This window comes from Imperialibacter sp. (assembly GCF_048007035.1).
In the GTDB taxonomy this organism is placed as follows: Bacteria; Bacteroidota; Bacteroidia; order Cytophagales; family Cyclobacteriaceae; genus Imperialibacter.
The window spans coordinates 1,006,857-1,030,583 of record NZ_CP180355.1 but is presented as its reverse complement, the minus strand read 5'-3'; the positions used below and the strand labels follow the sequence as shown (position 1 = coordinate 1,030,583).

25 protein-coding genes are annotated in these 23,727 nt (G+C 48.9%); 13 read left to right on the top strand and 12 right to left on the bottom strand.

The window, feature by feature from the left end; all coding sequences use genetic code 11:
- Positions 1–150 precede the first annotated feature (150 nt).
- Positions 151–393, top strand: a complete 243-nt coding sequence (locus ACMVP2_RS04610; RefSeq protein ID WP_416866897.1) for a hypothetical protein — start codon at positions 151–153, stop codon at positions 391–393.
- A 287-nt stretch (positions 394–680) separates the two neighbouring features.
- Positions 681–983, top strand: a complete 303-nt coding sequence (locus ACMVP2_RS04605) for a GIY-YIG nuclease family protein (RefSeq protein WP_151999742.1) — start codon at positions 681–683, stop codon at positions 981–983.
- A 455-nt stretch (positions 984–1,438) separates the two neighbouring features.
- Here ACMVP2_RS04605 and ACMVP2_RS04600 read toward each other — a convergent pair whose 3' ends face one another.
- Both ACMVP2_RS04600 and ACMVP2_RS04595 read right to left on the bottom strand, forming a co-directional pair.
- A complete protein-coding gene (locus ACMVP2_RS04600; protein WP_416866896.1) occupies positions 1,439–1,849 on the bottom strand; it encodes a hypothetical protein in 411 nt (136 codons plus the stop codon).
- Positions 1,850–2,018: 169 nt separating this feature from the next.
- Entirely contained in the window at positions 2,019–4,127 is a 2,109-nt protein-coding gene (locus ACMVP2_RS04595) for a hypothetical protein (protein ID WP_416866895.1), read from the bottom strand.
- Positions 4,128–4,433: 306 nt separating this feature from the next.
- Here ACMVP2_RS04595 and ACMVP2_RS04590 point away from each other — a divergent pair, with 306 nt between their 5' ends.
- The 5 genes from ACMVP2_RS04590 to ACMVP2_RS04570 all read left to right on the top strand — a co-directional run bounded on the left by ACMVP2_RS04590 (position 4,434) and on the right by ACMVP2_RS04570 (position 8,176).
- Positions 4,434–4,892, top strand: coding sequence for a response regulator transcription factor (locus ACMVP2_RS04590; RefSeq protein ID WP_416866894.1), 459 nt, complete (start codon positions 4,434–4,436; stop codon positions 4,890–4,892).
- A gap of 109 nt (positions 4,893–5,001) precedes the next feature.
- Positions 5,002–5,520 carry a DUF4199 domain-containing protein gene (locus ACMVP2_RS04585; RefSeq protein ID WP_416866893.1) on the top strand — a complete coding sequence of 173 codons (519 nt, stop codon included), beginning with the start codon at positions 5,002–5,004 and terminating at the stop codon, positions 5,518–5,520.
- Positions 5,521–5,531: 11 nt separating this feature from the next.
- Positions 5,532–5,915: a VOC family protein gene (locus ACMVP2_RS04580; RefSeq protein WP_416866892.1), complete on the top strand. Its 384-nt coding sequence runs from the start codon at positions 5,532–5,534 to the stop codon at positions 5,913–5,915.
- Between the two features lie 204 nt (positions 5,916–6,119).
- Entirely contained in the window at positions 6,120–7,256 is a 1,137-nt protein-coding gene (locus ACMVP2_RS04575; protein WP_416866891.1) for a glycoside hydrolase family 26 protein, read from the top strand.
- A gap of 71 nt (positions 7,257–7,327) precedes the next feature.
- Positions 7,328–8,176 (top strand): hypothetical protein, encoded by an 849-nt coding sequence (locus tag ACMVP2_RS04570; RefSeq protein WP_416866890.1) that lies wholly within the window; start codon positions 7,328–7,330, stop codon positions 8,174–8,176.
- Here the strand turns inward: ACMVP2_RS04570 and ACMVP2_RS04565 are convergent.
- Positions 8,154–8,630 (bottom strand): hypothetical protein, encoded by a 477-nt coding sequence (locus tag ACMVP2_RS04565; protein WP_416866889.1) that lies wholly within the window; start codon positions 8,628–8,630, stop codon positions 8,154–8,156. The two genes, ACMVP2_RS04570 and ACMVP2_RS04565, sit on opposite strands and share 23 nt — an antisense overlap.
- A gap of 135 nt (positions 8,631–8,765) precedes the next feature.
- Here ACMVP2_RS04565 and ACMVP2_RS04560 point away from each other — a divergent pair, with 135 nt between their 5' ends.
- Together ACMVP2_RS04560 and ACMVP2_RS04555 are read left to right on the top strand one after the other, a co-directional pair.
- Positions 8,766–9,131 (top strand): BlaI/MecI/CopY family transcriptional regulator, encoded by a 366-nt coding sequence (locus ACMVP2_RS04560; RefSeq protein WP_151999749.1) that lies wholly within the window; start codon positions 8,766–8,768, stop codon positions 9,129–9,131.
- Positions 9,124–10,920 (top strand): M56 family metallopeptidase, encoded by a 1,797-nt coding sequence (locus tag ACMVP2_RS04555; protein WP_416866888.1) that lies wholly within the window; start codon positions 9,124–9,126, stop codon positions 10,918–10,920. Before ACMVP2_RS04560 ends, ACMVP2_RS04555 begins: the two co-directional genes overlap by 8 nt.
- 80 nt (positions 10,921–11,000) lie before the next feature.
- On the opposite strand, the gene ACMVP2_RS04550 is transcribed toward ACMVP2_RS04555, so the two are convergent.
- From ACMVP2_RS04550 to ACMVP2_RS04535, 4 genes are all read right to left on the bottom strand, one after another.
- Positions 11,001–11,915: a sugar phosphate isomerase/epimerase family protein gene (locus ACMVP2_RS04550; RefSeq protein ID WP_416866887.1), complete on the bottom strand. Its 915-nt coding sequence runs from the start codon at positions 11,913–11,915 to the stop codon at positions 11,001–11,003.
- Positions 11,916–11,992: 77 nt separating this feature from the next.
- On the bottom strand, positions 11,993–12,916 hold the full coding sequence (locus tag ACMVP2_RS04545) for a sugar phosphate isomerase/epimerase family protein (protein ID WP_416866886.1): 924 nt from the start codon (positions 12,914–12,916) through the stop codon (positions 11,993–11,995).
- 183 nt (positions 12,917–13,099) lie between these two features.
- Positions 13,100–13,606, bottom strand: a complete 507-nt coding sequence (locus tag ACMVP2_RS04540) for a DinB family protein (protein ID WP_416866885.1) — start codon at positions 13,604–13,606, stop codon at positions 13,100–13,102.
- An 18-nt stretch (positions 13,607–13,624) separates the two neighbouring features.
- Positions 13,625–14,224 carry a ribonuclease HII gene (locus tag ACMVP2_RS04535; RefSeq protein ID WP_416866884.1) on the bottom strand — a complete coding sequence of 200 codons (600 nt, stop codon included), beginning with the start codon at positions 14,222–14,224 and terminating at the stop codon, positions 13,625–13,627.
- 85 nt (positions 14,225–14,309) lie between these two features.
- Between ACMVP2_RS04535 and ACMVP2_RS04530 the strand changes: the two genes are divergently transcribed.
- The 4 genes from ACMVP2_RS04530 to ACMVP2_RS04515 all read left to right on the top strand — a co-directional run bounded on the left by ACMVP2_RS04530 (position 14,310) and on the right by ACMVP2_RS04515 (position 18,967).
- Positions 14,310–15,758 carry a Gfo/Idh/MocA family protein gene (locus ACMVP2_RS04530; RefSeq protein ID WP_416866883.1) on the top strand — a complete coding sequence of 483 codons (1,449 nt, stop codon included), beginning with the start codon at positions 14,310–14,312 and terminating at the stop codon, positions 15,756–15,758.
- Between the two features lie 69 nt (positions 15,759–15,827).
- On the top strand, positions 15,828–16,739 hold the full coding sequence (locus ACMVP2_RS04525; protein WP_339788277.1) for an ROK family protein: 912 nt from the start codon (positions 15,828–15,830) through the stop codon (positions 16,737–16,739).
- A 126-nt stretch (positions 16,740–16,865) separates the two neighbouring features.
- The gene (locus ACMVP2_RS04520; protein ID WP_416866882.1) at positions 16,866–18,248 is read left to right on the top strand and encodes a flavin monoamine oxidase family protein; all 1,383 of its coding nucleotides are present in this window, start codon (positions 16,866–16,868) and stop codon (positions 18,246–18,248) included.
- Complete coding sequence (locus ACMVP2_RS04515; RefSeq protein ID WP_350077688.1) at positions 18,245–18,967, top strand: outer membrane beta-barrel protein; 723 nt, start codon at positions 18,245–18,247, stop codon at positions 18,965–18,967. Before ACMVP2_RS04520 ends, ACMVP2_RS04515 begins: the two co-directional genes overlap by 4 nt.
- Positions 18,968–18,975: 8 nt before the next feature.
- On the opposite strand, the gene ACMVP2_RS04510 is transcribed toward ACMVP2_RS04515, so the two are convergent.
- From ACMVP2_RS04510 to ACMVP2_RS04490, 5 genes are all read right to left on the bottom strand, one after another.
- Positions 18,976–20,385 (bottom strand): MATE family efflux transporter, encoded by a 1,410-nt coding sequence (locus tag ACMVP2_RS04510; protein ID WP_339788270.1) that lies wholly within the window; start codon positions 20,383–20,385, stop codon positions 18,976–18,978.
- A 22-nt stretch (positions 20,386–20,407) separates the two neighbouring features.
- Positions 20,408–20,956, bottom strand: coding sequence for an NUDIX domain-containing protein (locus ACMVP2_RS04505; RefSeq protein ID WP_416866881.1), 549 nt, complete (start codon positions 20,954–20,956; stop codon positions 20,408–20,410).
- A gap of 115 nt (positions 20,957–21,071) precedes the next feature.
- Positions 21,072–22,172 (bottom strand): hypothetical protein, encoded by a 1,101-nt coding sequence (locus ACMVP2_RS04500; protein WP_416866880.1) that lies wholly within the window; start codon positions 22,170–22,172, stop codon positions 21,072–21,074.
- A gap of 6 nt (positions 22,173–22,178) precedes the next feature.
- Positions 22,179–23,045, bottom strand: coding sequence for a hypothetical protein (locus ACMVP2_RS04495; protein ID WP_416866879.1), 867 nt, complete (start codon positions 23,043–23,045; stop codon positions 22,179–22,181).
- Positions 23,035–23,619, bottom strand: a complete 585-nt coding sequence (locus ACMVP2_RS04490; RefSeq protein WP_416866878.1) for an RNA polymerase sigma factor — start codon at positions 23,617–23,619, stop codon at positions 23,035–23,037. Before ACMVP2_RS04490 ends, ACMVP2_RS04495 begins: the two co-directional genes overlap by 11 nt.
- Positions 23,620–23,727 lie beyond the last annotated feature (108 nt).

Here is a 23,727-nt window from a genome sequence, read left to right as displayed (position 1 = left end):
GCAGAGAGAGTAGAATCCCGCATGAAAGTGCGGGTTTTTTTTGTTGAAGGGGAGCCGTTTGGTGGTTAGAGATACCTGCTGCTGCATCCTTCCAGGCCGGGAAAAAAGGCATCTCAAGGGTGTGCTGTCAAGGTTAACCAGAGGACGATTATGTTTTTGGTCGGAGATACCTGCCTGCGCATCCTTCCAGGCCGGCCGACGTGGAACGGTATGACGGTGTGGCGAGGTGCACTGCTAGTGGTTGGGTTTGATTTTCCTGCTGAGTTTGCTGCGAGGCTATCAAAAGAGCAATACCTTTTCCTCTGGCACCCAACCACGCAGGGGCGTCATGCCTGCGCTAAGCAGGCATCTCCAAGGTGCGCTGTCAAGGTTAACCTAAGACGATACAGGTAGAGGTTAGAGATACCTGCCTGCGCATCCTTCCAGGCCGGCCGACGTGGAACGGTATGAAGGTGTATCTGGTCGCAGTGCTAGCATCAGTGGTTGTTTCTCCTGCTGAGTTCGCAGCGAGGCAGTGAAAAGCGCAGTGTTGTTTCCTCTTGCACCACCCTACGCAGGGTCGTCATGCCTGCAACGGCAGGCATCTCCAAGGTGTGCTGTCAAGGTCATTTTCTACTTTGAATGAACTGCAGTTTTAATTGTCGTTGCAAATCTTTAATTTCTTCCCTCATCTATACGATATGATTGCAAAAGGAGGATACACATACATCATGTCTAATAAGCTGCGAACGGTCTTGTACATCGGCGTTACTTCCAATCTGTCTGCCAGGGTTTACAAACACAAGACCGATACGGATTCAGCCTTTGTTGCCCGGTATAAATGCTTTGACATTATCTATTATGAATTTCATGACAGGATCGAGTCGGCTATCCTTCGGGAAAAGCAATTGAAGAAATGGAAGAGGGAGTGGAAGGAGAAGATGATTACCGCCTTCAATCCGCAACTGCTTGATTTAAGTGAACAGGTAAAGGATTTGGTGTGAGGAAGATTGTCTTTTTGGTTGGAGATACCTGCCTAACGCAGGTATGACGGTGTATCCGATAGCAATGCTTGCATCATTGTTTGTTTCTCCTGCGGGGTTAGCAGCGAGGCCATGAAAGGAGCAGCATACTATCGCCTCACACCGACCTCAGCAGGGGCGTCATGCCTGCGCTAAGCAGGCATCTCCAAGGTGGGCTGGCAAGGTTAACCAGAAGACGATACGTGTCGGGGGTTAGAGATACCTGCTGCTGCAGCCGACGTGGAACGGTATGACGGTGTATCCGGTCGCAGTGCTAGCATCAGTGGTTGTTTCTCCTGCGGGGTTAGCAGCGAGGACATGAAAAGCTAGTGTTGTTTCCTCTGGCACCGACATCAGCAGGGTCGTCATGCCTGCGCTAAGCAGGCATCTCCTAGGTGGGCTGGCAAGGTTAACCAGAAGACGATACGTGTCGGGGGTTAGAGATACCTGCTGCTGCAGCCGACGTGGAACGGTATGACGGTGTATCCGGTCGCAGTGCTAGCATCAGTGGTAGTTTCTCCTGCGGGGTTAGCAGCGAGGACATGAAAAGCTAGTGTTGTTTCCTCTGGCACCGACATCAGCAGGGTCGTCATGCCTGCGCTAAGCAGGCATCTCTGGGGTGTGCTGTCAACATTAACCAAGAGACGATACCTGCAAGGGTTAGAGATACCTGCCTGCGCAGCCGACGTGGAACGGTATGACGGTGTATCCGATAGCACTGCTTGCATCATTGTTTGTTTCTCCTGCGGAGTTTGCAGCGAGGCCATAAAAAGCGCAGTGTTGTTTCCTCTTGCACCGACCTCAGCAGGGTCGTCATGCCTTTCCTTCCAGGCCATGAAAAAAGGCATCTCTGTGGTGCGCTGGCAAGGTTAACTAGAGGACGATTGTAGTTTTGGTTGGAGATACCTGCCTGCGCAGGTATGACGGTGTATCCGATAGCACTGCTTGCATCATTGTTTGTTTCTCCTGCTGAGTTTGCTGCGAGGATATGAAAGCACAGCGTCCCTGTCAGCCTCTTTAATTCTCCACCCTCACTATCCACCCCTCCGGCCAGCCGTTTTCTTGCTTTGCCATCATCGCTAAAGCCGCCAACACGCCGCCATTGCCGGGGAGGTAGAGGCGCAGGCGGTCTGTTTGGTAGTTGTGGCCGTTGGGTAGGTAAATGTTGGTGGTGATGGGCATGAGAAGGCCATCAACTGCCTTTTCTGGATCACCAAGCCGGGTGGCCGTCATGGCTACCATGGGGAAGTCCCAGCCCCAGGTGTCGTGCCACTGCCAGTCGGTCCAGATTTTGTCGAACGTTCGGTGCATCACGGCAGTGTCCAACCCATCGGTCATGGGCAGCATGCCATAGGCACCCAGCACGCTGGGGTGGTCGGTCATGTAGTAGGTAGAGTCGTACGACTCGGGGGCGCTTTCTGCGGCAAGATAAAGGCCGTCTTTTTGCGGCAGCGGCGAAAGGCCGTTCAGCACCTTGTCCCACTTTTCGTTTCTTGGCTGCCCCTGTCTTTCTCTCCACTGCTGCGCTGTTTCCAAAGCCCAGCGCCAGTAGGCTACTTCGTAGGTAGGGTTGAAAGTAGTTTTAGGGTCGAATCGCTCCTGGGCAGCAATCACTCCTGGCCCGAGGATATAGCGCTTGAGCTCGGGGTCGTACCAGGCGAAGTCGGCCATAAAAGCTGCTGTTTGCTGCACTACCTCGTCGTATTTTTCGAGCACCTCTTTTTCGGGCTTGCCCTCGTAAATCAGCTCGGCAAACGTAATGATATGTGGCTGCTGCCAAAGGAGGTAGGAGCCCACTGACGAGGCTGTTTCCCCTCCCCAGGGATCGGTCATTTTCTGCCAGCGTACTCCCTCAAAGCCCTGTCGTTCTGCTATCTGGCGGGCTACCCCAATGCTTCTCAGGTACCACTCCATGTGGTCTTCCAGTACTTCCGGACGTCCCCACATCGCAAAATGGACGCCGTGCCACCAAGCCATTTCCATGTGTGGCTTACCATACCACGAGTTGTAAGTGAGGCCGGTTTCCTGAGGAGGGGTTTTGCCTCCACAGTTGATTTTGGTGAGGTAAAGCGACAGCACCATCCGCCGTTCAATCTCAAAAGCCCTTGGGTCTTTTGTTGCTCCAAAGTCGATCATCATGCCTGTGTTCCAGAAGTCGCTCATTACCTGATGTGCTGCGGATCGCAACACTTCAAAGGCCTTCTTTGCAACTGCTCTTTCTTTTTGCGAGAAGGTGACGTCGAAGGTCCAGGCATCCTGCCCTGTCTCAGGCTTTAGTAGGAAGCCTTTGTCAGTAGCATTGACTGTAGGCACGGCCACCGACGACTGCAACTGCGTGAAGTAGCGGGTGGTATCGAGCTGGCGCCTGATGGTCACCTGGGCAGGGTTGGGTTGGCTGACCTGCAAACGGCTTGGCTCATCGGCATCAAATAGCACGGCTTCGTCCTGAAACTGGTCAGTGGGGTAGGGGTAGTTGATGGTGATACCAAGCCGGCCTTCTTTCAGCAGGGCGCTTTTTACCATCACGCCTAGGCGATCTTCTGTCTGGCTCACAAAGGAGATCACTTCCACCGGCACGCCCTCAACGGCAAAACGGCTTGTGAGCTCTCCTGTCCAGGGGTCTAGTGTTTGGTCAATGTTTTGAATGTCGGAAATGGCCACCTGGGTTCCGTCAGCTTTTGTGATGTGCCAGCCAATAGTGGCCAGGTGAATGCGGTGCGGGTTTTGGCGAATGTAGTTGGCCGCCTCCGAGGCTCTGGTGCCAGCAGGCCACTGACGGGCATAAGGCACCTCACGGCCATGCGACATGATGGGTGCCAGGGTTTCTTCGATGGAATAGGTTTCGTTGGTAGGGAAGCTGTGCCACCCCCATTCCGACATGGTGCCGAGGGGCACGCCTTTCTGGTAGTGCTCGGGGAAGGTTTGCAGGCCTGTGACATCCATGGTCATGGCGAAGCGGCCATTGCCTACGCTGAGGGAAGCCAGGGTGTCCACTTCGGTGATGTGGACGTTGTGCCGGTTGAAGACAGCCTGTCGGTTGATGTCTTTGTCTTTATCCTGTCGGTTCTCGGTGTCGCAGGCGAAGAGTAAAGCGAAGACAAAAAGGAGGAGCAGTGATTGGCGCATGTTTCGGTTTGGTTTCTACTCTTTATGGACGGCTTATTTAACCATTACCCTTAAGGTGCCTCCTATCTGGCTCAGGGCAAACGCATTTAAAACAAATTGGATAAATTATTTTCAAAGCTGTTTTTCTACCCCGGCCCTTAAGGGTGAAACAGCTTTGAAATTCTTCTTTCCCTTTAGGGTTAGGGTAAAAAAGAAGAATTTCAAAGTTAAATAGTTTTAAATGCGTTTGTCCTCCTATCTGGCTGTACTTAAACTTTATTTTATGGCTATTTTTATATTTGAACTCAACAACTGCAAAGCACAAGTTTGACATCGGTTTCCAAATACAGACACTTCCTCACTTATGGCCTTTCTATGGCTTTGTTTCTCATTGTGCTCCGGTGGCTGGAATTACGCTTTCTCATTATCCATAATGCTTTCGCCATTTATGCAGGTGGCCTTGCTCTTCTTTTCACAGGCCTTGGTATCTGGCTGGCACTCAAGCTCACGAAGCCTAAAACGGTAATAGTAGAGAAAGCTGTGCTTGTTGATTCAGCGCATTTTCTTGCCAACGAAGAAGCATTGAAGGAAACGGGCATTAGCCAAAGGGAGCTCGAAGTGCTGCAGCTGATGGCGGCTGGCAAGAGTAACCAGGAAATTGCTGATCAGCTTTTTGTGTCGTTGAACACGGTGAAGACACACTTAAAAAACCTGTTTGAGAAACTTGAGGTGGGCCGCAGAACACAGGCTGTCGACAAAGCAAGAAAGCTGGGAATTGTGGCTTGATGGTCTCATCCTTTTGGGTGAATGAGTCAAAATCACCCGAAAGTGTGATTAATTGACAGGCTCCATCCTGCATCTTTGCCAGCATCCAACAAAAAAAACAATCACGACGATGAAAAAGATAGTTCTTGTTTTCGGCCTTATTTCCGGCGTCATCATCACTGGCATGATGCTGTTTATGGCCAATAAGTGTTACACCAACCCGGAATTTGAGACCAACGATGTAGTCGGTTACGCCCTGATGATCGCCGCCTTCTCCTTCATCTTTGTGGGTATCAAAACATTCAGGGACAAGCAGAATGGAGGCGTTATCGGTTTTGGCAAAGCATTTTTAACAGGGCTTTATATTAGCCTCATCGCCGCAACGATGTATGTGGTGGTGTGGCTTTTTGACTATTATTTGTTCATGCCCGATTATCTGGATAAATACAGCCAGCATGTGATGTATATGGCGAAAATTGGTGGTGCTAACGAACAGGAACTGGCTGCCAAGGCTACTGAAATGGCCACTTTTGCGGAGATGTACCAAAACCCCGTTGCAGTTGTGCTTATTACTTTTTCGGAGGTGTTTCCTATTGGTCTTGTCATTTCCCTGGTGAGCGCCCTGATCTTGAAAAGAAAGCAATCCTAAGCAAGAAGAAAATGAAAATAGCACTAACAAGTATCTTTGTAAACGACCCCATTGCTGCATTTAAGTTCTATACCGAGGTGCTGGGTTTTGTGGAAAAAATGTACATGCCGGAAATGCAGCTGGCGATTGTTGCGGGGCCTGATGAGCCAGATGGCACGTCGCTGCTCCTGGAACCTAACCAGAACCTGGGAGCCGACACCTTCCAAAAAGCTGTATATGAAGCTGGGTTGCCGACCATTGTTTTTGGAACCAAAGACATCAATGCGGACTACCAAAGGCTTAAGGAAAAAGGTGTCGTTTTCAGAAGCGCACCTAAAAAAACCGAATGGGGCACGCAGGCAGTGTTCGAGGATACCTGCGGCAATTTGATCCAATTACATCAGGCAGAAGTGTAGTTGAATGAAAGCTAAAGCATTTTGTAACTGCAATAGGTGAAACTCCGTGGGAGGTTCCAATAGTTGATTTTGCTGGCTGCTGTTTGCTGAGCGATTTCACCCCTTATTTTGGTACGAACGACGTCTACCATTGGCCACCAATCAGTTGATACCTTTTGAATAGGGCGGTATTTTTGGGACTGATTAGCACCTAAACGCACCCCCATGACGACGAAACGGATTCTTCTCATCTTTGGCTTCATTGGTTTTTTTGTGTCAACTGCTTTGGCTCAAAAGAACAAACCCATTGACAGCAATGCCACTCGGGAAACGCAGAAGCTCTACAAAAGCCTTCGGAAGCTTTCCAAAAAACATACACTGTTTGCTCACCAACACGCCACCGAGTACGGGCATGGCTGGGCTGGCGACGAAGACCGCTCTGATGTGAAATCGGTGACCGGTTCCCATCCCGCCATGGTTGGGGTAGATTTCAGCGGCTTCTCAGGCCGTTCACCAGAGCAAATAGCGCAAGCTAAGGAGCGCCTCAGAAAGAATGTGGTGGATACCTACAACAGGGGAGGAGTTACGACCATTGCGTGGCACTTTTCGAACCCCGTGTCGGGCGGAGGCTTCTACTGGCGGGACACCGTGTCGCTGCCTGCCGTGAGTTATATCATTCCGGGCGGGCAGGCACACGAGCAATACAAGGAGATACTGAAAGGGATAGCTGATTGGGCTCATAGCATCAAAGGGGCCAACGGAGAGCTCGTACCTGTTATTTTCCGGCCCTATCACGAGTTTGACGGTGGCTGGTTTTGGTGGGGCGCTTCGCATTGCACCCGGGAGGAGTTCATCGCCTTGTGGCAATTTACGGTGGGCTACCTGCGTGACGAGCTGGATGTACACAATTTCATCTACGCCTTCTCGCCCGACAATCAGTTCCTTACCGAAGAAAAATACCTCGCCCGCTACCCCGGCGACGAATGGGTGGACATGGTGGGCATGGACAACTATGGCGACATGGGCCGCAACCGCTATGCGATTGACACGGCTGCCCTGAAACTAAAGATCGTGTCGGATTATGCCCGAAAGTCCGGTAAGCTGGCTGCTTTTACCGAAACAGGTCTGGAGTCGATTCCCAACGAAACGTGGTGGACAGAGACGCTGCTCAAGACCATGCGGATGCACAAGATGCGGCTGGCTTACGTGCTGGTGTGGCGCAACGACATCCGCAGCCCCACGCACTACTATGCGCCTTATCCGGGGCAGGTAAGTGTGCCCGACTTCATGAAGTTTTATGAGGACCCGTATACGCTGTTTGAAAACGACCTGAATAATATCTACAAGAAGAAGAAACGCTGAGTGAATTTTTAGCAGAAAACTGAATAATACCCGCATATTTGCATTTTGTTTTGCGCCAGCAGCCATTGAAGATGAAAGAGAAAGTAGATATGCGGGAAGAAACCCTGGGAATTTTGGAATTGTTGCGTCCTGTTGCTCCGGCGGATCTGATACGAGTGGGCAGAAATTACGACGGAGGCTACGTTTTTTCATCTCAAAGTTTGGCCAATTGCCGCCATTTTATCTCTTGCGGGTTATCTTACGATTGGTCGTTTGAGATCGAACTGAAAGAACGCCGACCTGATTTACCTATCGTTGCCTTCGACAGAACATCAGGGTTCAACAGCACCATGCTTTACTGGGTGCTTAAAAACTTTGGCAAGATCGCCTTGTACCCCTTCAGGTTTCTGGGTGTGCAGGATACGCCTGCTCAGTCGTGGGGCAAAATATCGATGATGCTTCGCATGAAGCAGATATTTTCTGGCAACCTGCAGTTTGTCAAAAAGCACATTGGGCTTGAAAGTAACTCGGGGGTGCAGTCGTTTGGAGCGCTTTTGGAACACAGCAGCGGCTATGGGGTGAAGCTCGATGTGGAAGGAACCGAATACGAGCTGCTCGACACCATTATCGACAAGCTTGATAGAATAGAGCTCCTCCTGATAGAGTTTCATAATGTAGAAGAGAACATAGATGCTATCGTGCCGTTCCTGAAAGCCACCAGGGCCACCCATTATGTGCAGCATGTGCATGGCAACAACTACGACAGCGTCAACAGCTTTGGCTTTCTGAATTCCATTGAGCTAACCATTGCGAAGAAGGACAGCGGATACCAACCCGAGTCGGCTGAGGTTCTTACCTATCCCGTAAAAGACCTGGATTTCCCGAACGACAGAAGGAAACCAGATGTGGGGTTTGATTTTACGGAACAGGGTCGAAAATAAACCGCCAGTTTCCGGCAACATCAAATGAGCATGGCGCCTCACACTCTGGTGGATCTACGACGTAGGGAATTTGAAACATGGTCACCAGCTGGCTCTGCTGGTTAAAAAAGAAGTAAACCCCAACGGAATCCCTCATTGTGAAAACGTTTTCGTCGATGTGTTTCCACCCACCCACTGGCGGCCAAATGGAATCAACAGGGGTGTCGGGGAAGAAGAAGCTGCCGCTGTCTTTTTTTAATTGCTCGAAGGCAATCTCCAGCCCCTCCCAGCCAGCCGCCGTTACCGCATCTTCCTGTGCCGACACAACTTCCCAGGTGCCGACAAAAGGTGCTTGAACCAAAGCAGACCTTTCAGGAGAGGGCCTTTCATCGCTGCATGAGAATAACATCAGCAGAATCCATAGGTATATGAAAGGCTCCCTGGTAGGAAATTCGAAATTCACCTTCTTGAACATTCCATTCTTAGTTATCTTGATCAATTTACAATATAGATGTATTACATAGTAATTATTTCCCAAAAAGATAATGCAAATGAAATAAAAACTGATTAATCAGTTGTATAACTTAAAATTTAGTTATATATTCATTTCATGGAACGACTAACCAGGGCAGAGGAGCCTGTCATGCACATTATCTGGAGCAAGCAGAAAGTGTTTGTAAAAGACATTATTGAGCTGATGCCGGAGCCCAAGCCGCCCTATAATACTATTTCTTCTTTGGTAAGGATACTCGAAAGCAAGGGGTTGGTAGGTCATGAGGCCTACGGAAAAACCCACATGTACTATCCTAAGGTGAGCAAGAATGAATACCGGAGGAGTATTTTCTCGGGCATGATGAGCGACTATTTTGATGGCTCGTACGAAAGCCTCATGTCTTTCATCGTGAGCAGCAAAGACCTCTCGGCTGAGGAAGCAAAAAAACTAAAAGACATCATTAACAAGAAAGACCATGAATAGCTTTTTCATCTATCTACTCGAAGTAAGCGGGGCTAGTGCCATCCTCTACTTTGGCTTTTTGATCTTGTCGAAGAGCACTTCTGTAAAGTTCAGGAGGCTCTATCTGCTAAGCTGCCTGTTGATGTCAGTAGCCATCCCATTTTCCGGCCTCCACTTGTCTTCTCCTTTAACGGTGCCTTTTCATGAAGAGCCTAAACCCGCATCGTTTATTGCCACACCGTCGTCGGTTGCCTCTTCGGTGAGCACCACCTCAATGAAAGAGGTACCTGAAATAACTGCGGCGGCGCTTCCCGTGGAACAGGTGAGCAGTGTAGAAACAGGAGATATCCTCTTGTTCGCTTATTTGATTGGTGTGACGTTTTTCCTGGTAAGAATCGGCATAAGTATGTGCGGCGTTTACCGGCTAATGAAATCATCGGAAAAGGTTGATGGTGAGTTTTCTACTTTTTTTATTGTCGACAAGGAGGCCTTTACCGGTGCTTCATTTTTTCAACTTGTTTTCATTGGCAAGAGCCTTCTCAATACCTCGAAGGAATCGATTATTTATCGGCATGAGCACGTGCATGCCACAAGGTGGCACAGCCTCGATCTTCTGCTTTCCGAAGTCTACACAGCAGTGTTTTGGCTTAACCCTATAGGCTGGCTAATAAAAAGCCAAATCCGACTTAATACAGAATACGAAGCGGATGAGGCGATGATGAACCATGTGGACAGGAAGGCATATTCTCACATGCTCATCGACTTGTCGAGTACGCTTTACTATGAAAGGGTGAGTAATTTCTTTAGTGCCAAAAGTGTAAAAAGAAGGATCGAAAGCCTTCATACTTTCAGGAAGCACAAGTTCTATCGTGGTTTGGTCTGGACAAGCTTGTTTTATTCACTGGCTTTCTTGCTGATCGCCTGTGTGGAGCCATGGGAGGGCAGAAGAAGCGCAGACCCGGTGAAAGCGATGGAGAATATCAAAACCGTCACCACCCGCTTCACCAGCCACCAAACCGATACTCAGGACAAAGACGACCGGGTGATAGCCGTTGCCTACTATCACCCTAACGGCACCATCGACAGGGTAGACCAGCACATGACGTATCCCTACAACTACAAGAATCCCTTTCGACGTGAGTTCTGGTCGGCGCCGGATCCTATCAATGTGCCTTTGGTTATGGATGGGTTAGAATTGGGTAATGCCGAAAACAATATTTTGTATGGAAACGACTGGCCTGCTAAGTATTGGGACTATGTGAAAAATGGCCACCCTAAGATGAAGACACACTCTGAGATATTTACTTATAATGTGTCTGTGGAGAGGGGGCAGTTTGACCTGCCTGTCAAAATTTTCACCACGGAGACTGGTCTCAATGAAGATGCTATGGCGAATAATCACGTTTTCTACAATAATAAGGAAGCACCGCATAGGCTGTTTAAAGGATATGAGGAGGAATTTGAATATAACGATGGCAAGGTTACCAGGTATTTGGCTTCTTATATTCCTGATGAGGCAGCTGAAGAGATTTTCGGAAAGAATGGGGTAGTTGAAAAAGGTGATGGCGTCGTGTATGTCTATGAGAATAACAATCTTTCCCGGGTAACTTACTCCGACAGAGTTTATCAGTTCGCCTACGAAGGTGGTTTACTCACACGAACAGAGTACTACATTAAAGAGAATATGTACAACTACAGGGAGCATTTCTATACCGACGAGGGCCTACGAACCAGAACGGAAATCTACAATCTTTACAAAGAGCTGGAGTTTACGATCGACTATGATTACGAATTTTATGAAGACGAGTAACAGCCACAGCCCACAACAAGAAAAGGCGCCAGTCGGCGCCTTTTTTCAAATCTTCAAATACTCAGTTCTCAACTCCTCTTCTAATACCCCCACTTCTTCATGATCGCCAGGTCTTCTTTCATGCTGGCGAGCGGAGCCATGCCCTGATAGCTTTCCTGCTCGATGATGAAATGGATGGTGCCGTCTTTTTTGCCAAGGTCAATCACCTCTTTTACCGGCACAATGCCTTTTCCAAGCACACAGCTTTCGTATTTTTCATGGCCTTCTTTGCTTAGAATCTCATCCTTCACATGCATGGAAGCAAAGCGCCCCGGCCACTTTTTGGTGATCTCCAGCGCCGTGGCCCCGCCGTTGTACAAGTTGCCGATATCCAGCTGTTGCATCACCAGGTTAGGGTCTGCGTTTTTCATGATGATGTCATAAAGCAGCTGCCCGTTCAGGCTTTCGTTGAACTCAAAGTCGTGGTTGTGGTAGCCGAACATCATTCCAGACTTTTTGCAAAGCTCACCACTTTTATTGAAGCGCTCCATCAGCAGCATCAGCTGATCATATTCCTTGCGCTGGCCCTGCGTCATCGACGGACTGATGACATACATCTGACCAACGGTGGCTGCGTCGTCAATGGTAGCTTTCCAGGCATCGGTAAAGTCTTTCTTGCTGTCGTTCCAGTGCTCGCTGCGCATCACAGTGTGGCCACTAGGCATTTTCATACCCAGGTCGTCAAGTATTTTCTTGAACTCTTTGGCCGACCAGCCATAAAATTTGCGGTCGATGTAGTTGGCATGCTCCACGTGCTTATAGCCCATGTCAGCCAGCGCCTTCAGCGTAGCCATAGGGTCTTTCTTCATGTCATCTCTCACTGAGTAGAGCTGAAGGCCGGTAAGTTGTTTGCCTTTGGCGGCGAACAGCGATTCGGAAAGCAAGGAACTGCCAGCGAAGGCCAAAGTGCCTGCCAGCGCACTTTTTTTGATAAAGGATCTGCGTGAGTTATCCATTGTGATGTAGTTGTAAACGTGAAAAGTAGGTATTAAAAGGCAGCCTTTGAACAGAGCAAAGGCTGCGTTAGGTCAATTTATGCAAAAACAAGTTTTGATACATATTCTGCATCTGCTTTGGCGCTGTCCATTGGGGTAGAGTTAGCATACTTTTCCTGCTCCACCACATAGTACTTCACGCCGGAAGCCTTGGCTGCAGAAAGCACTTTGGCGTAATCGATGCTGCCAGTGCCAACTATGCACGAAGCATCCCCTTCACCAGCAGGGGCATCTTTTTCACGGTCTTTTATGTGGCAGGATACCCAGCGGCCCGGGTACTTTTCGAAATAAGCTATCGGATCAGCTCCGGGAGTCACCACCCAGAAAATATCCATTTGAAAGTCCACCACGGCAGGGTCGGTATTTTCAATCAGGAAGTCCTGTGGCATTTGCCCTTCCAGTGCTTCGAAAGTGTAGCCATGGTTGTGGTAGGCGAACCGGATGCCGGCTTTTTTGGCCGTTTCTCCCCACGCATTAAACTTGTCGGCTACCACCTTCCATTCGTCCATGGTCTTTTGCGGCCCGATCCAGGGAGCAATCAGGTGTTTCATACCTATTTCCGCAGCTTGGGCACATTTCTCTTCAAAATTTTCGTTCACATTGCAATGGCTGGAAATGAAGCTTACACCAATCTCATCCATATAGGCTTTGAATTCAGTGTGGCTCATACCCCAGAACATGCCCTGAGGGCCTTCGTAGCCTTCAAACTGCTTGTAACCAAAACCAGCCAGCTGCTTCATGGTGCCTTTTGGGTCGGCGGGGATCACATCACGGACTGAATAGAGCTGGATGCCAAATTTATCAATGGTCGGCTTGGCCATGGTCTCGGCAGTGGCTGCTGCGCCTTCGGCAGCAGTTTCAGCACCACTTTTGCTGCTGCTACATCCCATTTGTGGTAAAATAAGTGCGCCTGCTGATACCGCTCCGGCAGTACGGATGAAATCTCTACGGTTGTAATTCATAGTAAGTAAGGTTTTGTACTCATTTAGTTAAGCAATGGGCCGACTGAGAGGTTAGGACTGGCCCGTATACCTTACAATCTAGCAAATTAATGTATTGAAAGGAAGAGATGATTGCCCCACCGGCTTGCAACTTATCGTCTAATCAAAATTGGCGGGGTATTTTGTGAAAAATGCCACCTGCGACTAAACCTGTTGGCCGGCAGATATTCGCAGGTAGGTGATCAGGTCTGTATTGTCAATTTTGGTAATACCCAGGCCTCTGATAATTGTAATAGCCTGGCCCCGGTGGTAGCTACCGTGGTTTACCACATGAAAAAGTATTTCTTCCTTAACGGTTTCGTACGGCATGTTGCGCATGTTGCGATAGATCATTTTTTCGGCCAGAAACTCCGACCCCGCCTCCGAGGCGAACTTCTGCATGTCTTTTGCTGAGGTAACCAACGCCTCCATCACCTCCTTTTTTCCACCAGCAAACGATAACCGGGGCCACTTGTCCATCACTTTGTTCTGCATGCGTGATGGCCAAATCACCTGTGCTTCCCAAATATGGAGCAAGGTTTCTCTGAGCGTAGGGTAGCTGCTCAGCACTGGCTGCACCAGTTGTTCTTCTGTTACCCGGTCGACGGTTTTGGCAAGTTCTTCATTGGCCCACACGTTGTAGGCCAGCTGTTGATGGATGGTGTAAGGCATTTTATTGAATTTGTGACGCTATTTAAACAACTCCATTTGCTCAGGCAACAACCTGAAAGATTTTCTGTGGTAGGATGTGATGCCGTGTGCCCGTATCGCTTCCCGGTGGTCCATGGTCGGGTAGCCCTTGTTTTTAGCCCACTGATACACCGGAAACTCCTCCCCAAGCCGCTCCATCCATTCGTCCCGGTAGGTTTTAGCGAGAATGGAAGCCGCCGCAATGCTGTAGTAGAGGCTGTCGCCTTTGATAATGCAATTGTGAGGGAGTTCTTTATACTTTTTGAACCGGTTGCCATCAATCAGCAGGTGCTCGGGCACTTTTTTTAACTGATCTACCGCCCTGTGCATGGCCACAAACGAGGCGTTCAGTATATTGATCTTGTCGATTTCTTCAGGGGAGCACCAGCCTACGGCCCAGGCAATTGCAGCCGATTTCACGTCTTCTTTGAGTGCCATTCGTTGTTTTTCACTCAACTGCTTCGAGTCGGTGAGTACTTTGTGATGGAAGTCGGGAGGAAGGATGACTGCCGCAGCCACCACAGGCCCAGCCAGGCAGCCACGGCCAGCTTCATCACAGCCAGCTTCTATCAGTCCTTCGTTAAAAAATGGTTGGAGCATAGGTGAATTTGAGAGCAATAATACGGCATTGAGAAAAGAATGCCTGAAAAATGTAAATTGAAACTAGAAACACTCTCTAATTGTCATGTCAAGATCAAAAAAAAATCAACAGTCTGGCAATTCAGCCTCACGAAGATCTTTTATTAGAAACGCTGCATTCATTGCCTCGGGCATCACCATTGTGCCAAGGTTTGTGCTTGGAGGCAAAGGATTCATTCCTCCCAGCGACACTTTCTACGCAGCAGGGATAGGGGTAGGGGGCAAAGGCGAAGTCGACATGAAAGGCATAGGTGATTGCAAAAATGCCAAAGTCATCGCCCTTTGCGACGTGGATGATAAGAGCGCTGAAAAGTCGGTCAAGCGTTTCCCGGGAGCCACCTACTACAAAGACTGGCGCATCATGCTAGACAAAGAGGGAAAGAACCTCGATGGCGTGTCTGTTACCACGCCCGACCATATGCATGCTCATCCGGCTCTGCGGGCGATGTCGATGGGCAAGCATGTGTATGTGCAGAAGCCGCTTACTCACAATATTTACGAAGCCAGGCTCCTTACCCAGGCAGCGGAGAAATACAAGGTGGTAACCCAAATGGGCAACCAGGGTGGCTCTGGTGACGATGTGCGCACAGTGAAGGAATGGGTCGACGCAGGCATGATTGGCGACGTTACCCGGGTTCATTCCTGGACTAACCGCCCCGTTTGGCCTCAGGGGCTGCCCACGCCGAAGGGGAAATTTGATATCCCTAAAGCGCTCAACTGGGACTTGTGGATAGGCTGTGCCGACTTTGTTGACTACAACCCAGCCTATCACCCGTTCAACTGGCGGGGATGGTGGCCCTATGGTACCGGGGCACTGGGCGACATGGCCTGCCATATCCTCGACCCATTTTTCAGAATACTACCCGTGAAATATGCCTCTGATGTCGAATGCAGTGCTTCTACCATCTGGTCCGATTTTTTTGTAGAGGCCGACTATCCCGATAGCTGCCCACCTTCTTCCATTATACATTTTACTTTTCCCCGAACGGATGGCAAAGGTGATATCAGGCTCACCTGGATGGATGGCGGCCTTCGGCCGGAGAGGCCATTGGAGTTGCTTCCCGATGAAGAAATGGGCGACGTGGACGGCGGACTTATCATGGAGGGTACCAAAGGAAAAATCATCACGGGAATGTGGGGACGAAAGCCCAGGCTGCTTCCGTCGTCGAGAATGAAGACGGAAACCTTTCCCGCTGAGACAATTCCGAGAATTGCGAAAGGAGTTGATGGTCATTACGCCAATTGGGTTGATGCAGCTATGGCGGGTTATGGCAAAGGAGTGCCTAGCTCCCCATTTAATTACAGTGGCCCGTTTACTGAGGCCATTTTGCTGGGCAACGTGGCTCTCAGAGCCTATCAAATCAAGGGAGGAAAGGGATACCCTGGCCGGAAAAAGCTGCTTTGGGATGCTGAAAATATGAAAGTGACAAATTTTGACGAAGCCAATCAGTTTGTTAAAAGGACTTACAGAAAGGGTTGGGAGCTTGTTGGGTGAACGGGATTTTAATGTGCGCTCTTTGCAATACAGCTATTTATTGGGCTATATTCGGCAAAAGTTTTTGTTATGAGCAGACCACTTTGGGGTATTGACCTGGGAGGCACAAAGGTAGAAGGCGTCATTATCTCTTCAGATAAGAGGCCGGACGTAATTGCCAGACTGAGACTGCCTACTGAGGCCGACAAGGGATACGATCATATCGTTGGGCAAATTTGCAAATTGGTTGATTTGCTCAAGACGGAAAGTGGCCTTACCCCTGAAAGTATTGGTATTGGAACGCCGGGTGCCATGGACCCAACTACTAATACATTGAAAAACTCTAATACCACCTGCCTCAATGGAAAACCTCTGCGGCAAGACCTTGAAAAGCAGCTCGGATTTCCTGTAGCCATGGCCAACGATGCTAACTGCTTTGCCATTGCGGAAACCTTGTGGGGTGCAGTGCCCGAGAAGGTGCCGGATGCGAAAGTTGTTTTTGGTGTCATTCTCGGCACAGGTGTGGGTGGAGGCCTGGTGATGTATGGCAAAGTGCCGAATGGTCGCCATGGCATCGCCGGCGAATGGGGTCATAACTTCCTTGATGCATCAGGAGGGCCCTGCTATTGCGGGCATACCGGCTGCGTTGAGCAGGTTTTGTCAGGCCCCGCCCTTCAAAGGTATTATGAGAGCCTGTCAGGTGAGAAACGAAAACTTCCGGAGATTGTGGAGCGGGCTAAAACAGGAGACGATAAGGCAGCTGTGCAAACGATGGACAGAATGGTTGAATTCTTCGGAAAAGCCATTGCCGTGATAGTAAATATCGTTGATCCCGACGCAGTTGTGCTAGGCGGAGGAGTGGGTAATATTGACCTATTGTACTCGAGGGGTGTGAAGGAAGCTGAGAAACACCTGTTCAATCCCCGGCTGGAAACACCGTTTCTGAGGCCGAAATTGGGCGATAGTGCGGGTGTTTTTGGAGCAGCGCTCCTAACAGCATAAGAGCTTTTATAAGTGCATTTTTTTCTTCGAATAGTAAAATATTGGGCCTTTGCTTAAATTTGGTTAAGTTTTCATCGTTTTTCAGCATACTGACTTCTCTATTGAATGAATAATCGGCGTTCCTTTTTGAGGAAACTACTTCTGAGCTTACCGGCGGGATACGTTCTGCCATCAGTGCTGTCGTCCTGTGAAACGCAGGATGATTTGTTCCCCAACCTCAGTTTTGGGGGAAAAGTGATTGTGGTGGGAGCCGGAGCCGCCGGCTTGCATGCTGCTTATATCCTGCACAAAAATGGTGTTGACGTACAGGTGTTGGAGGCTACCAACAGAGTTGGGGGCAGAATAAAGGCGCTTGATGAATTTACCGGATACCCTTTGGAGCTTGGTGCCGATCACGTGCGGGGAGTGAATTCCGTTTTTTATGATGCGGTGCGCATTTCCAATTTTGAGTACTACCAGGATAGAGGTAAAACTTACTACCAACTGACGGGAAAGACCATTGAAGAGAGCGAAGCTAATTCGAACACATCGTTCAGAGCTGCCAGCAAAGTCATAGAAAAGCTTCCACTTTATAGCGGGCCTGACATTTCACTGTCAGACTATCTCAACAAAGAGCCATTGTCTGATGAATCACTCACGCTGTTGAACTCATTTATCGCCAATGAGTTTGGCACTGACCTGGATTTACTGAGCGTTGCTGGCTACAACGAAGCACTGGCAAAGCGGACTTCAGGAGATGAAAAGATCCTTTTGAGACGGAGGTCATTTAGCGAGGTGCTGGATCTTCAGTACTCGCCTATTAGCTCCAAAATAAGACAAAATACACCTATTAAGTCCATAGACTATAGCAGCGGCAAGGTGGTTTTGACTGACGATGCCAATCAGACTTATGAGGCAGACAAGGTCATCGTCACCGTTCCGTTACCTATTCTCAAAGAAGGGAGGATATCATTTAACCCTGCCTTGCCGGAGGAAAAGCTGCTGGCCATGGACGGTATTGGCATGGATGCAAGCGTAAAAATATTTATGCGTTTCGGTCAAAATTTCTGGGGCGATGAAACAAGCACCGTTTATCCTGGTGGAATAATACCTGTGTACAAAGCGCCAGGTTGGGGGAAAAGGTCTGAGTTTGACGATGACCTTATATTTTTCAACAACGTGCTGGTGGGCGAAGCCAATGGTTCGGCTGGTGCTACTTTAAGTGAATTGGGCAACGACGCTGTTACCTTTGCGCTGCGAGATTTGGATGATATGTTTAATGGGCAGGCAACTAAGTTCTTAACCCAGAGCTACGTGATGGACTGGTCAAAGGACACGTTTACAAGGGGAGCCTATTCTTACCCCAAAGTTGGGAGCGAGGGAGCGAGGGAAATTTTGGCTGGTGCCATTGATAACAAAATATATTTTGCAGGTGAGGCTACCCACAACGAGGGCCACTTCGGAACTGTGCATGGTGCTATGGAAACGGGCTACCGTGCTGCATACGAAATACTAAAAAGTATCTCATGAAGAGAATCTTAGTTTTAATGATGTTGATAGCCCCCGGGGCCTCCTTCGCTCAATCTGAGGTTGGTATTGGTTTTCTTGCGGGATACAACTATATGAATGGAATTGGCTGGAATGAGGTGGTGAGGCACTACAATCTTGCGCATCCGCAGTTTGACAATAATCAGCCGTTGTTGCAAAATGGATTCTTTGCCGGATTTGAATTTGACTATGAAATCGGCAATCATATTTTCATCACGCCTGAGCTGGTTTATAAGCGGGTAAGAAGTGTGACGGACAATAAGCTGTATGAAATTGATTTGCTTATGCATTTCATCACGCTGGAGGTGTCGGCCGAGGTGTATGTGTTTGAGCTGGGAAAAAGAGTACAGAAGGGTTTTGCTCATGATTTTTATATGATGGCGGGCCCGGGCGTTTCATATATGCTGCCCCGTGTCTATCAGGATCTCGAGCTTAAGAACGGCCTTGACGGTGAGCCCTATAAGCCAAGTAAGATGGTGCCTTTTTTAGGGGCTGGCGTTGGGTACGACATTTACTTTAACAAAAACTTTGGCGTGTCACCCTTTTTCAGAGTGAATGCCTATTTCCCTTTTGAAATTGACGACTTTCCTGAGGTAGTGCTTGGCTCCAATGTGGCGGAAGTGAATGACCGGACGAGCGTTTTCAATTTCCAACTGGGAATGAGTTGGAGATACCACCGCTCCGGCTATTCCCGAAAATAATTGCGTTTTCAAGCGACCGGTTTGGCAACTGCTTCCTGGTTGTTGTCAGCCACACTTGCAGTCTTTTCTTGAGCCTGCGTGCGTAGCCGTTTGCTGAGGCCTTTGAACCTTGTGAAGTTGGCAACGGCTGATATCGAAAGGCCAAAAAGAAGCCCGATCCAGACCCCGATTGTGCCGAGATCAAAGACAAAGCCAAGCACGTAGCCGGTTGGCAACGCAATTACCCAGTAGGCGATCAAAGTCACCAAAGTTGGCACTTTTACATCGGACAGTCCTCTTAGCACCCCCAATCCAACTACTTGCACGCCGTCGGAGATTTGAAAGAAGGCTGCTACCACCAGCATGCCCGCAGCCAACGAAATGACTTCGGCATCGTCGATGTATAGCGAAGGAAAAAAGTTACGCCCAAGCACAAAGGTGATCCCGCAAACAGTCATGAAAATCATGGCCATAATAAAGCTTGCCATGCCCGCCATTCTCATGTTCACGTAGTCGTTTTGGCCCAGGTAAAAGCCTACCCTTATGCTGGCAGCAGCTGCAATGCCGGTAGCAGCCATATAGCTGACGCCTGCGAGGTTGAGGGCAATTTGGTGGGCGGCCAGCGCATTGGCACCCAGCCACCCAATCATGATGGCTGCTGCTGCAAAGGCACCCACTTCAAATATGAACTGCATACCCGAAGGGATACCAAGCGCCAGCAGTCTTTTGAAAATGGCCTTCGAAAGATTTTTCAGATGAAAGCCGATGGTGTAGGGCCTTAATTTTTGATAGCGAAAGACAAAGTAGCCCATGGCAATGGCCATCAATACCCTGTCTACCAGCGTGGCAATGGCAGCTCCGTTCAGCCCGAGTGCCGGAAAGCCCCATTTTCCATAAATCAGCAGGTAGTTGAGAAAGATATTGAAGAGGTTTCCGATGATAGAGATGGTCATTGCCTGCCTGGTGAGGTGGAGCCCTTCTGTAAACTGCCGAAAGGCCTGAAACACCATCAGGGGAACGATGGAAAACCCGATGATCCCCAGGTAGGGTATGGCGTTTTCAACAACATCGGCTTCCTGATCCAGGTGATATAAAATCGGAGAAACGCCTACGATCAGGCCGAAAAGAAATAACCCCATAAGAAAGTTGCTGACCACGCCATGCCGCAACAGGTCTAGTAATTTGCCGGCATTTTGCTCGCCGTAGGCCGAGGCTACAAGTGGCGTAATTCCATAAGAAACACCTATACCAAAAAGCATAAAGACCGCAAAAAGACTGTTGCCGAGAGAAGCAGCTGCCAGTGGCAAGGCACCTATTTGACCTACCATTACGCTGTCGGCCACGCTCACGGAAATGTGCCCAAGCTGACTCAGCATAACCGGGTAAGCCAGCTTGATATTGTTTCGAAGGTAGTACGACCAGGGATAAGGGTTTGCCATGAAAGCGCTATAGTCAAAAAAATTACAAATTCATTAAACGGGCCGCCTTGAAAATGCCGGCAAGACTCAGGCTATCAGTTATTTCGCCCCTCATCGCCATTTCCAATACTTCACCAAATGGTAGTTTACGGATGATCAGCTGTTCTGTTTCCTCGAACTCGGATTTACCCTCAGTAAGGTCTTCGGCCAGAAATATAAACCCTTCTTCGTCGGTGACTGAGTTGGACGTATGGATGCGAAGTATATTGGTCCACTTGCGGGCGGAAAGCCCGGTTTCTTCTTTAAGCTCTCTTTTGGCGGAGTCAAGAATATCAATCTCCAGCGGCCCGCCTCCCATAGGAATCTCCCATGAATACTCATCAAGCGGAAAGCGGTACTGCCCCACCAGCCAGGTGTTCATCTCTCCATCAAAGGGTATGATGCCTATTGCCTTATTTTTAAAATGAACCTTGCCATAAATTCCGGGCGTTCCTGTTGGTGTTAGCACCTGAAATTCTTCCAGTTCGATCCAGGGGTTGGTATAAATTTTCTTGGTCGAGATCTTTGTCCATGGGTTTGAGTGTGCATCCATGTCGCTAAGTTAAGGCAAGGCTGCTAGAATAGCTTCGAATTTTTAGGCAACAAAAAAAGAGGCTGCTCAAAAGTGAGTCAGCCTCTTCGGACTTGAAATAAATTGGGCAATGAGTTTATAAGATGATGCCGAAGCTGATAGCGTTCAAAGATGGCCCTTTTCCGCTCACAAACACTTCGTTGAGGTCGTAGTTGGCGAAGAAGTCGAGACCCTTGTAGCCAAACTGCGCTCTTACACCATATCGGAAGTTGTTCATGTAATAGCTGCCTCTTTCTTTGTCTTTACTGCTTTCAGTTTTCACCTTGGTGCTGCTGCCTAGTCGGTAGCCACCATACACACCGGCGCCAATCCTGATGCCTCTTTTCTTATAGGAAGTATACTTCAAACTCCCTCTTTCAAGGCTTTTTACCTTTCTGGTTCCCTTGGCAAAATCGAGTAGAGGAACGAAGCTGGCATTCAGATAGGTAGCCGAAAGTTTACTTTTCACAGGGTCTAAATTCGGATCTATCGTTCCAAAGCTAAGCCCTTCAGGTGTTTTGTCGAGTGTGGTTCTGTCATCATCAAACTTCCAGTTGTACCAGTTGAGGGAGAAGCCCCACTCCACAAACAACGGCCCACCTACCTGCGACTTGTTGATGCTCGACAGCCCCACAAACCACGAGCCCCAAGGGCGCACAGCGTATGGCTGGTTGTTGTCGTTGGGGAATTTGCCATCTTCCAGCCAGTTGCTCATGCCAAGCTCAACGTTGAACGAATGCTTGGTTCTGTACCGACGGTCCTCTACATATTCGTACTTTTTCACGTCGAGGTCATCATTGTCGAATTCGTCTTCGATGTCGTCCCAGTCGTCAGCGGCCACTTCCAGCTTTTTGTTGCCGATGTTGATTTCAGCTTTGCGTCTGGGGTATTCGTTGTTGCTCCACACAATGGTAGTGTCCTGCAAGTACCTGGTGCCCGACTCATCGGTGATCTGCAAATAATTCACTTCACTTGATGAAGAGTCGATCGATAGTTTCAAATCTTTCAGCATCTTATTGATGTCGTAGCTCTTGATGGTTTCCAGGTCTTTCTGATCCTTCACCACAAGGATGATCTTGCTATTTTGCCCCAGCTCGATGAGGATGGTGTCCATCTCGGCCGAGTTAGCTTTTGCTGAAGTGCCTGACAAGCCAATGGCTATCAGCACAGCTAGTAGAGATAATGATAATTTTTTCATAATTGTTTATTTTGAGTTATTGACCTTTTCGTTTTTTGTAATTCCAATTTTCAAACTTCCACTTAAAAGCCCGTCTTTGGTTTCCCGAAGCTCGGCCAGAATGTCTCTGTTGCTGAATGTTCGGGCGGAAGCCAGGAGCTTGTTAAATCCATTCTTCTTGTCCTTTCCGTCATCGGAAGCTATCAGCTCACGCACTGGCTCAAGAAATCTATCTTCGTCCTCATCGGCTTTGAAGGTGATCTTTACCTCCATCGGCTCCACGGGTGCCTGAGCATCGGCCACCAGACTCTGTTCAATCTTTTCTATTTCAAGTGTTTCAGGAATAGTGGTGTCTTCGGTTACTTCGTTCACTTTGTTTACATCTTCCAGCGCTATGAGTGCCTCCGTTTCCATTTCTTCCATTTGAGTGGTAGATGCCACTTGTGTGGTAGCAGGTTGCACGGGCCTGTTTATTTTTTTCGCAGGTGCATCTGCCACTGTTTGAGATTTACGTTCTGTAGTCTGCTCTTCGGCAGCTACAGCCACTTCTGGAGTTTCCTTTGAGCCAACTTGCGTTTCCGCCATCATATTATCGGGTGTTTGATCGTCGGCTAATGCCGGATTCGTGTTTTCCGGGGTGGTCACTTTTTCCGTGTTATCAATACCGGCCAGGGCATTGGGGCTATTGAGCTCACCTGTCGATTGCCTGTAAATGAACCACCCAGCAAAAAGGATCATTGAGATAGCCGCTGCTACCGACATCCAAAACGCTCCTTTTTTTCGGCTGCCAGGATTCATTTTCCCCTGCAGTTTGGCCCATGCTTCGGGGCTGGGGCTTACCGGATGTGCTTCCAGTTTTGTCCGAAATAAGTGATCTATTTTCTTAGTGCTCATGGCTTCCTGTTTTGTCATTCATTTTTTTTTCCTGTTCGAGCAATTGCTTTTGCAAAAGTGCCCTTGCTCTGCTCAACTGAGATTTTGACGTGCCTTCGCTTATCTCCATCATCTCAGCAATTTCCTGGTGGCTAAACCCTTCAATGGCGTAGAGGTTAAAAACTGTCCTGTACCCCACCGGAAGCTCCTGAATCATTGCCATCAGATCGTCGGCCTCCAGCTGGTCGCTTAGCTGGGAAAAGTCCGGTTCCCTGTCGGCTTTTTCTATTTCAACCTCCACATACATTGACTTGTTGCGGCGGAGGTACATCAAACTTTCGTTGACCATGATCCGCCTTAGCCACCCTTCAAAACTCCCTTCAAACCGAAAGCTGTCAAGCTTTTCAAATACCTTGGCAAAGGCACTGATCATGACATCTTCCGCTTCGTCGGAGTCTTTCACATACCTGTAGCAAACCCCCATCATTTTGGCCGAATGCTTTTCGAAAAGCGTCTGCTGATCACGGGAGTTGCCTTTTTGACATCCCCTGATTAGCGCTTCTTCGGTTTTCGATTCTTGTAGTATCAGCCTCATTGATTAGGTCGCTCAACAGGTAGATGCACCTGCCGGGGCCGGAGGTTGCATGGGGGTGATAAAATATTTGAAAAATGTTTCAAGCGAGCAATAAGGTCGCTGCCAAAG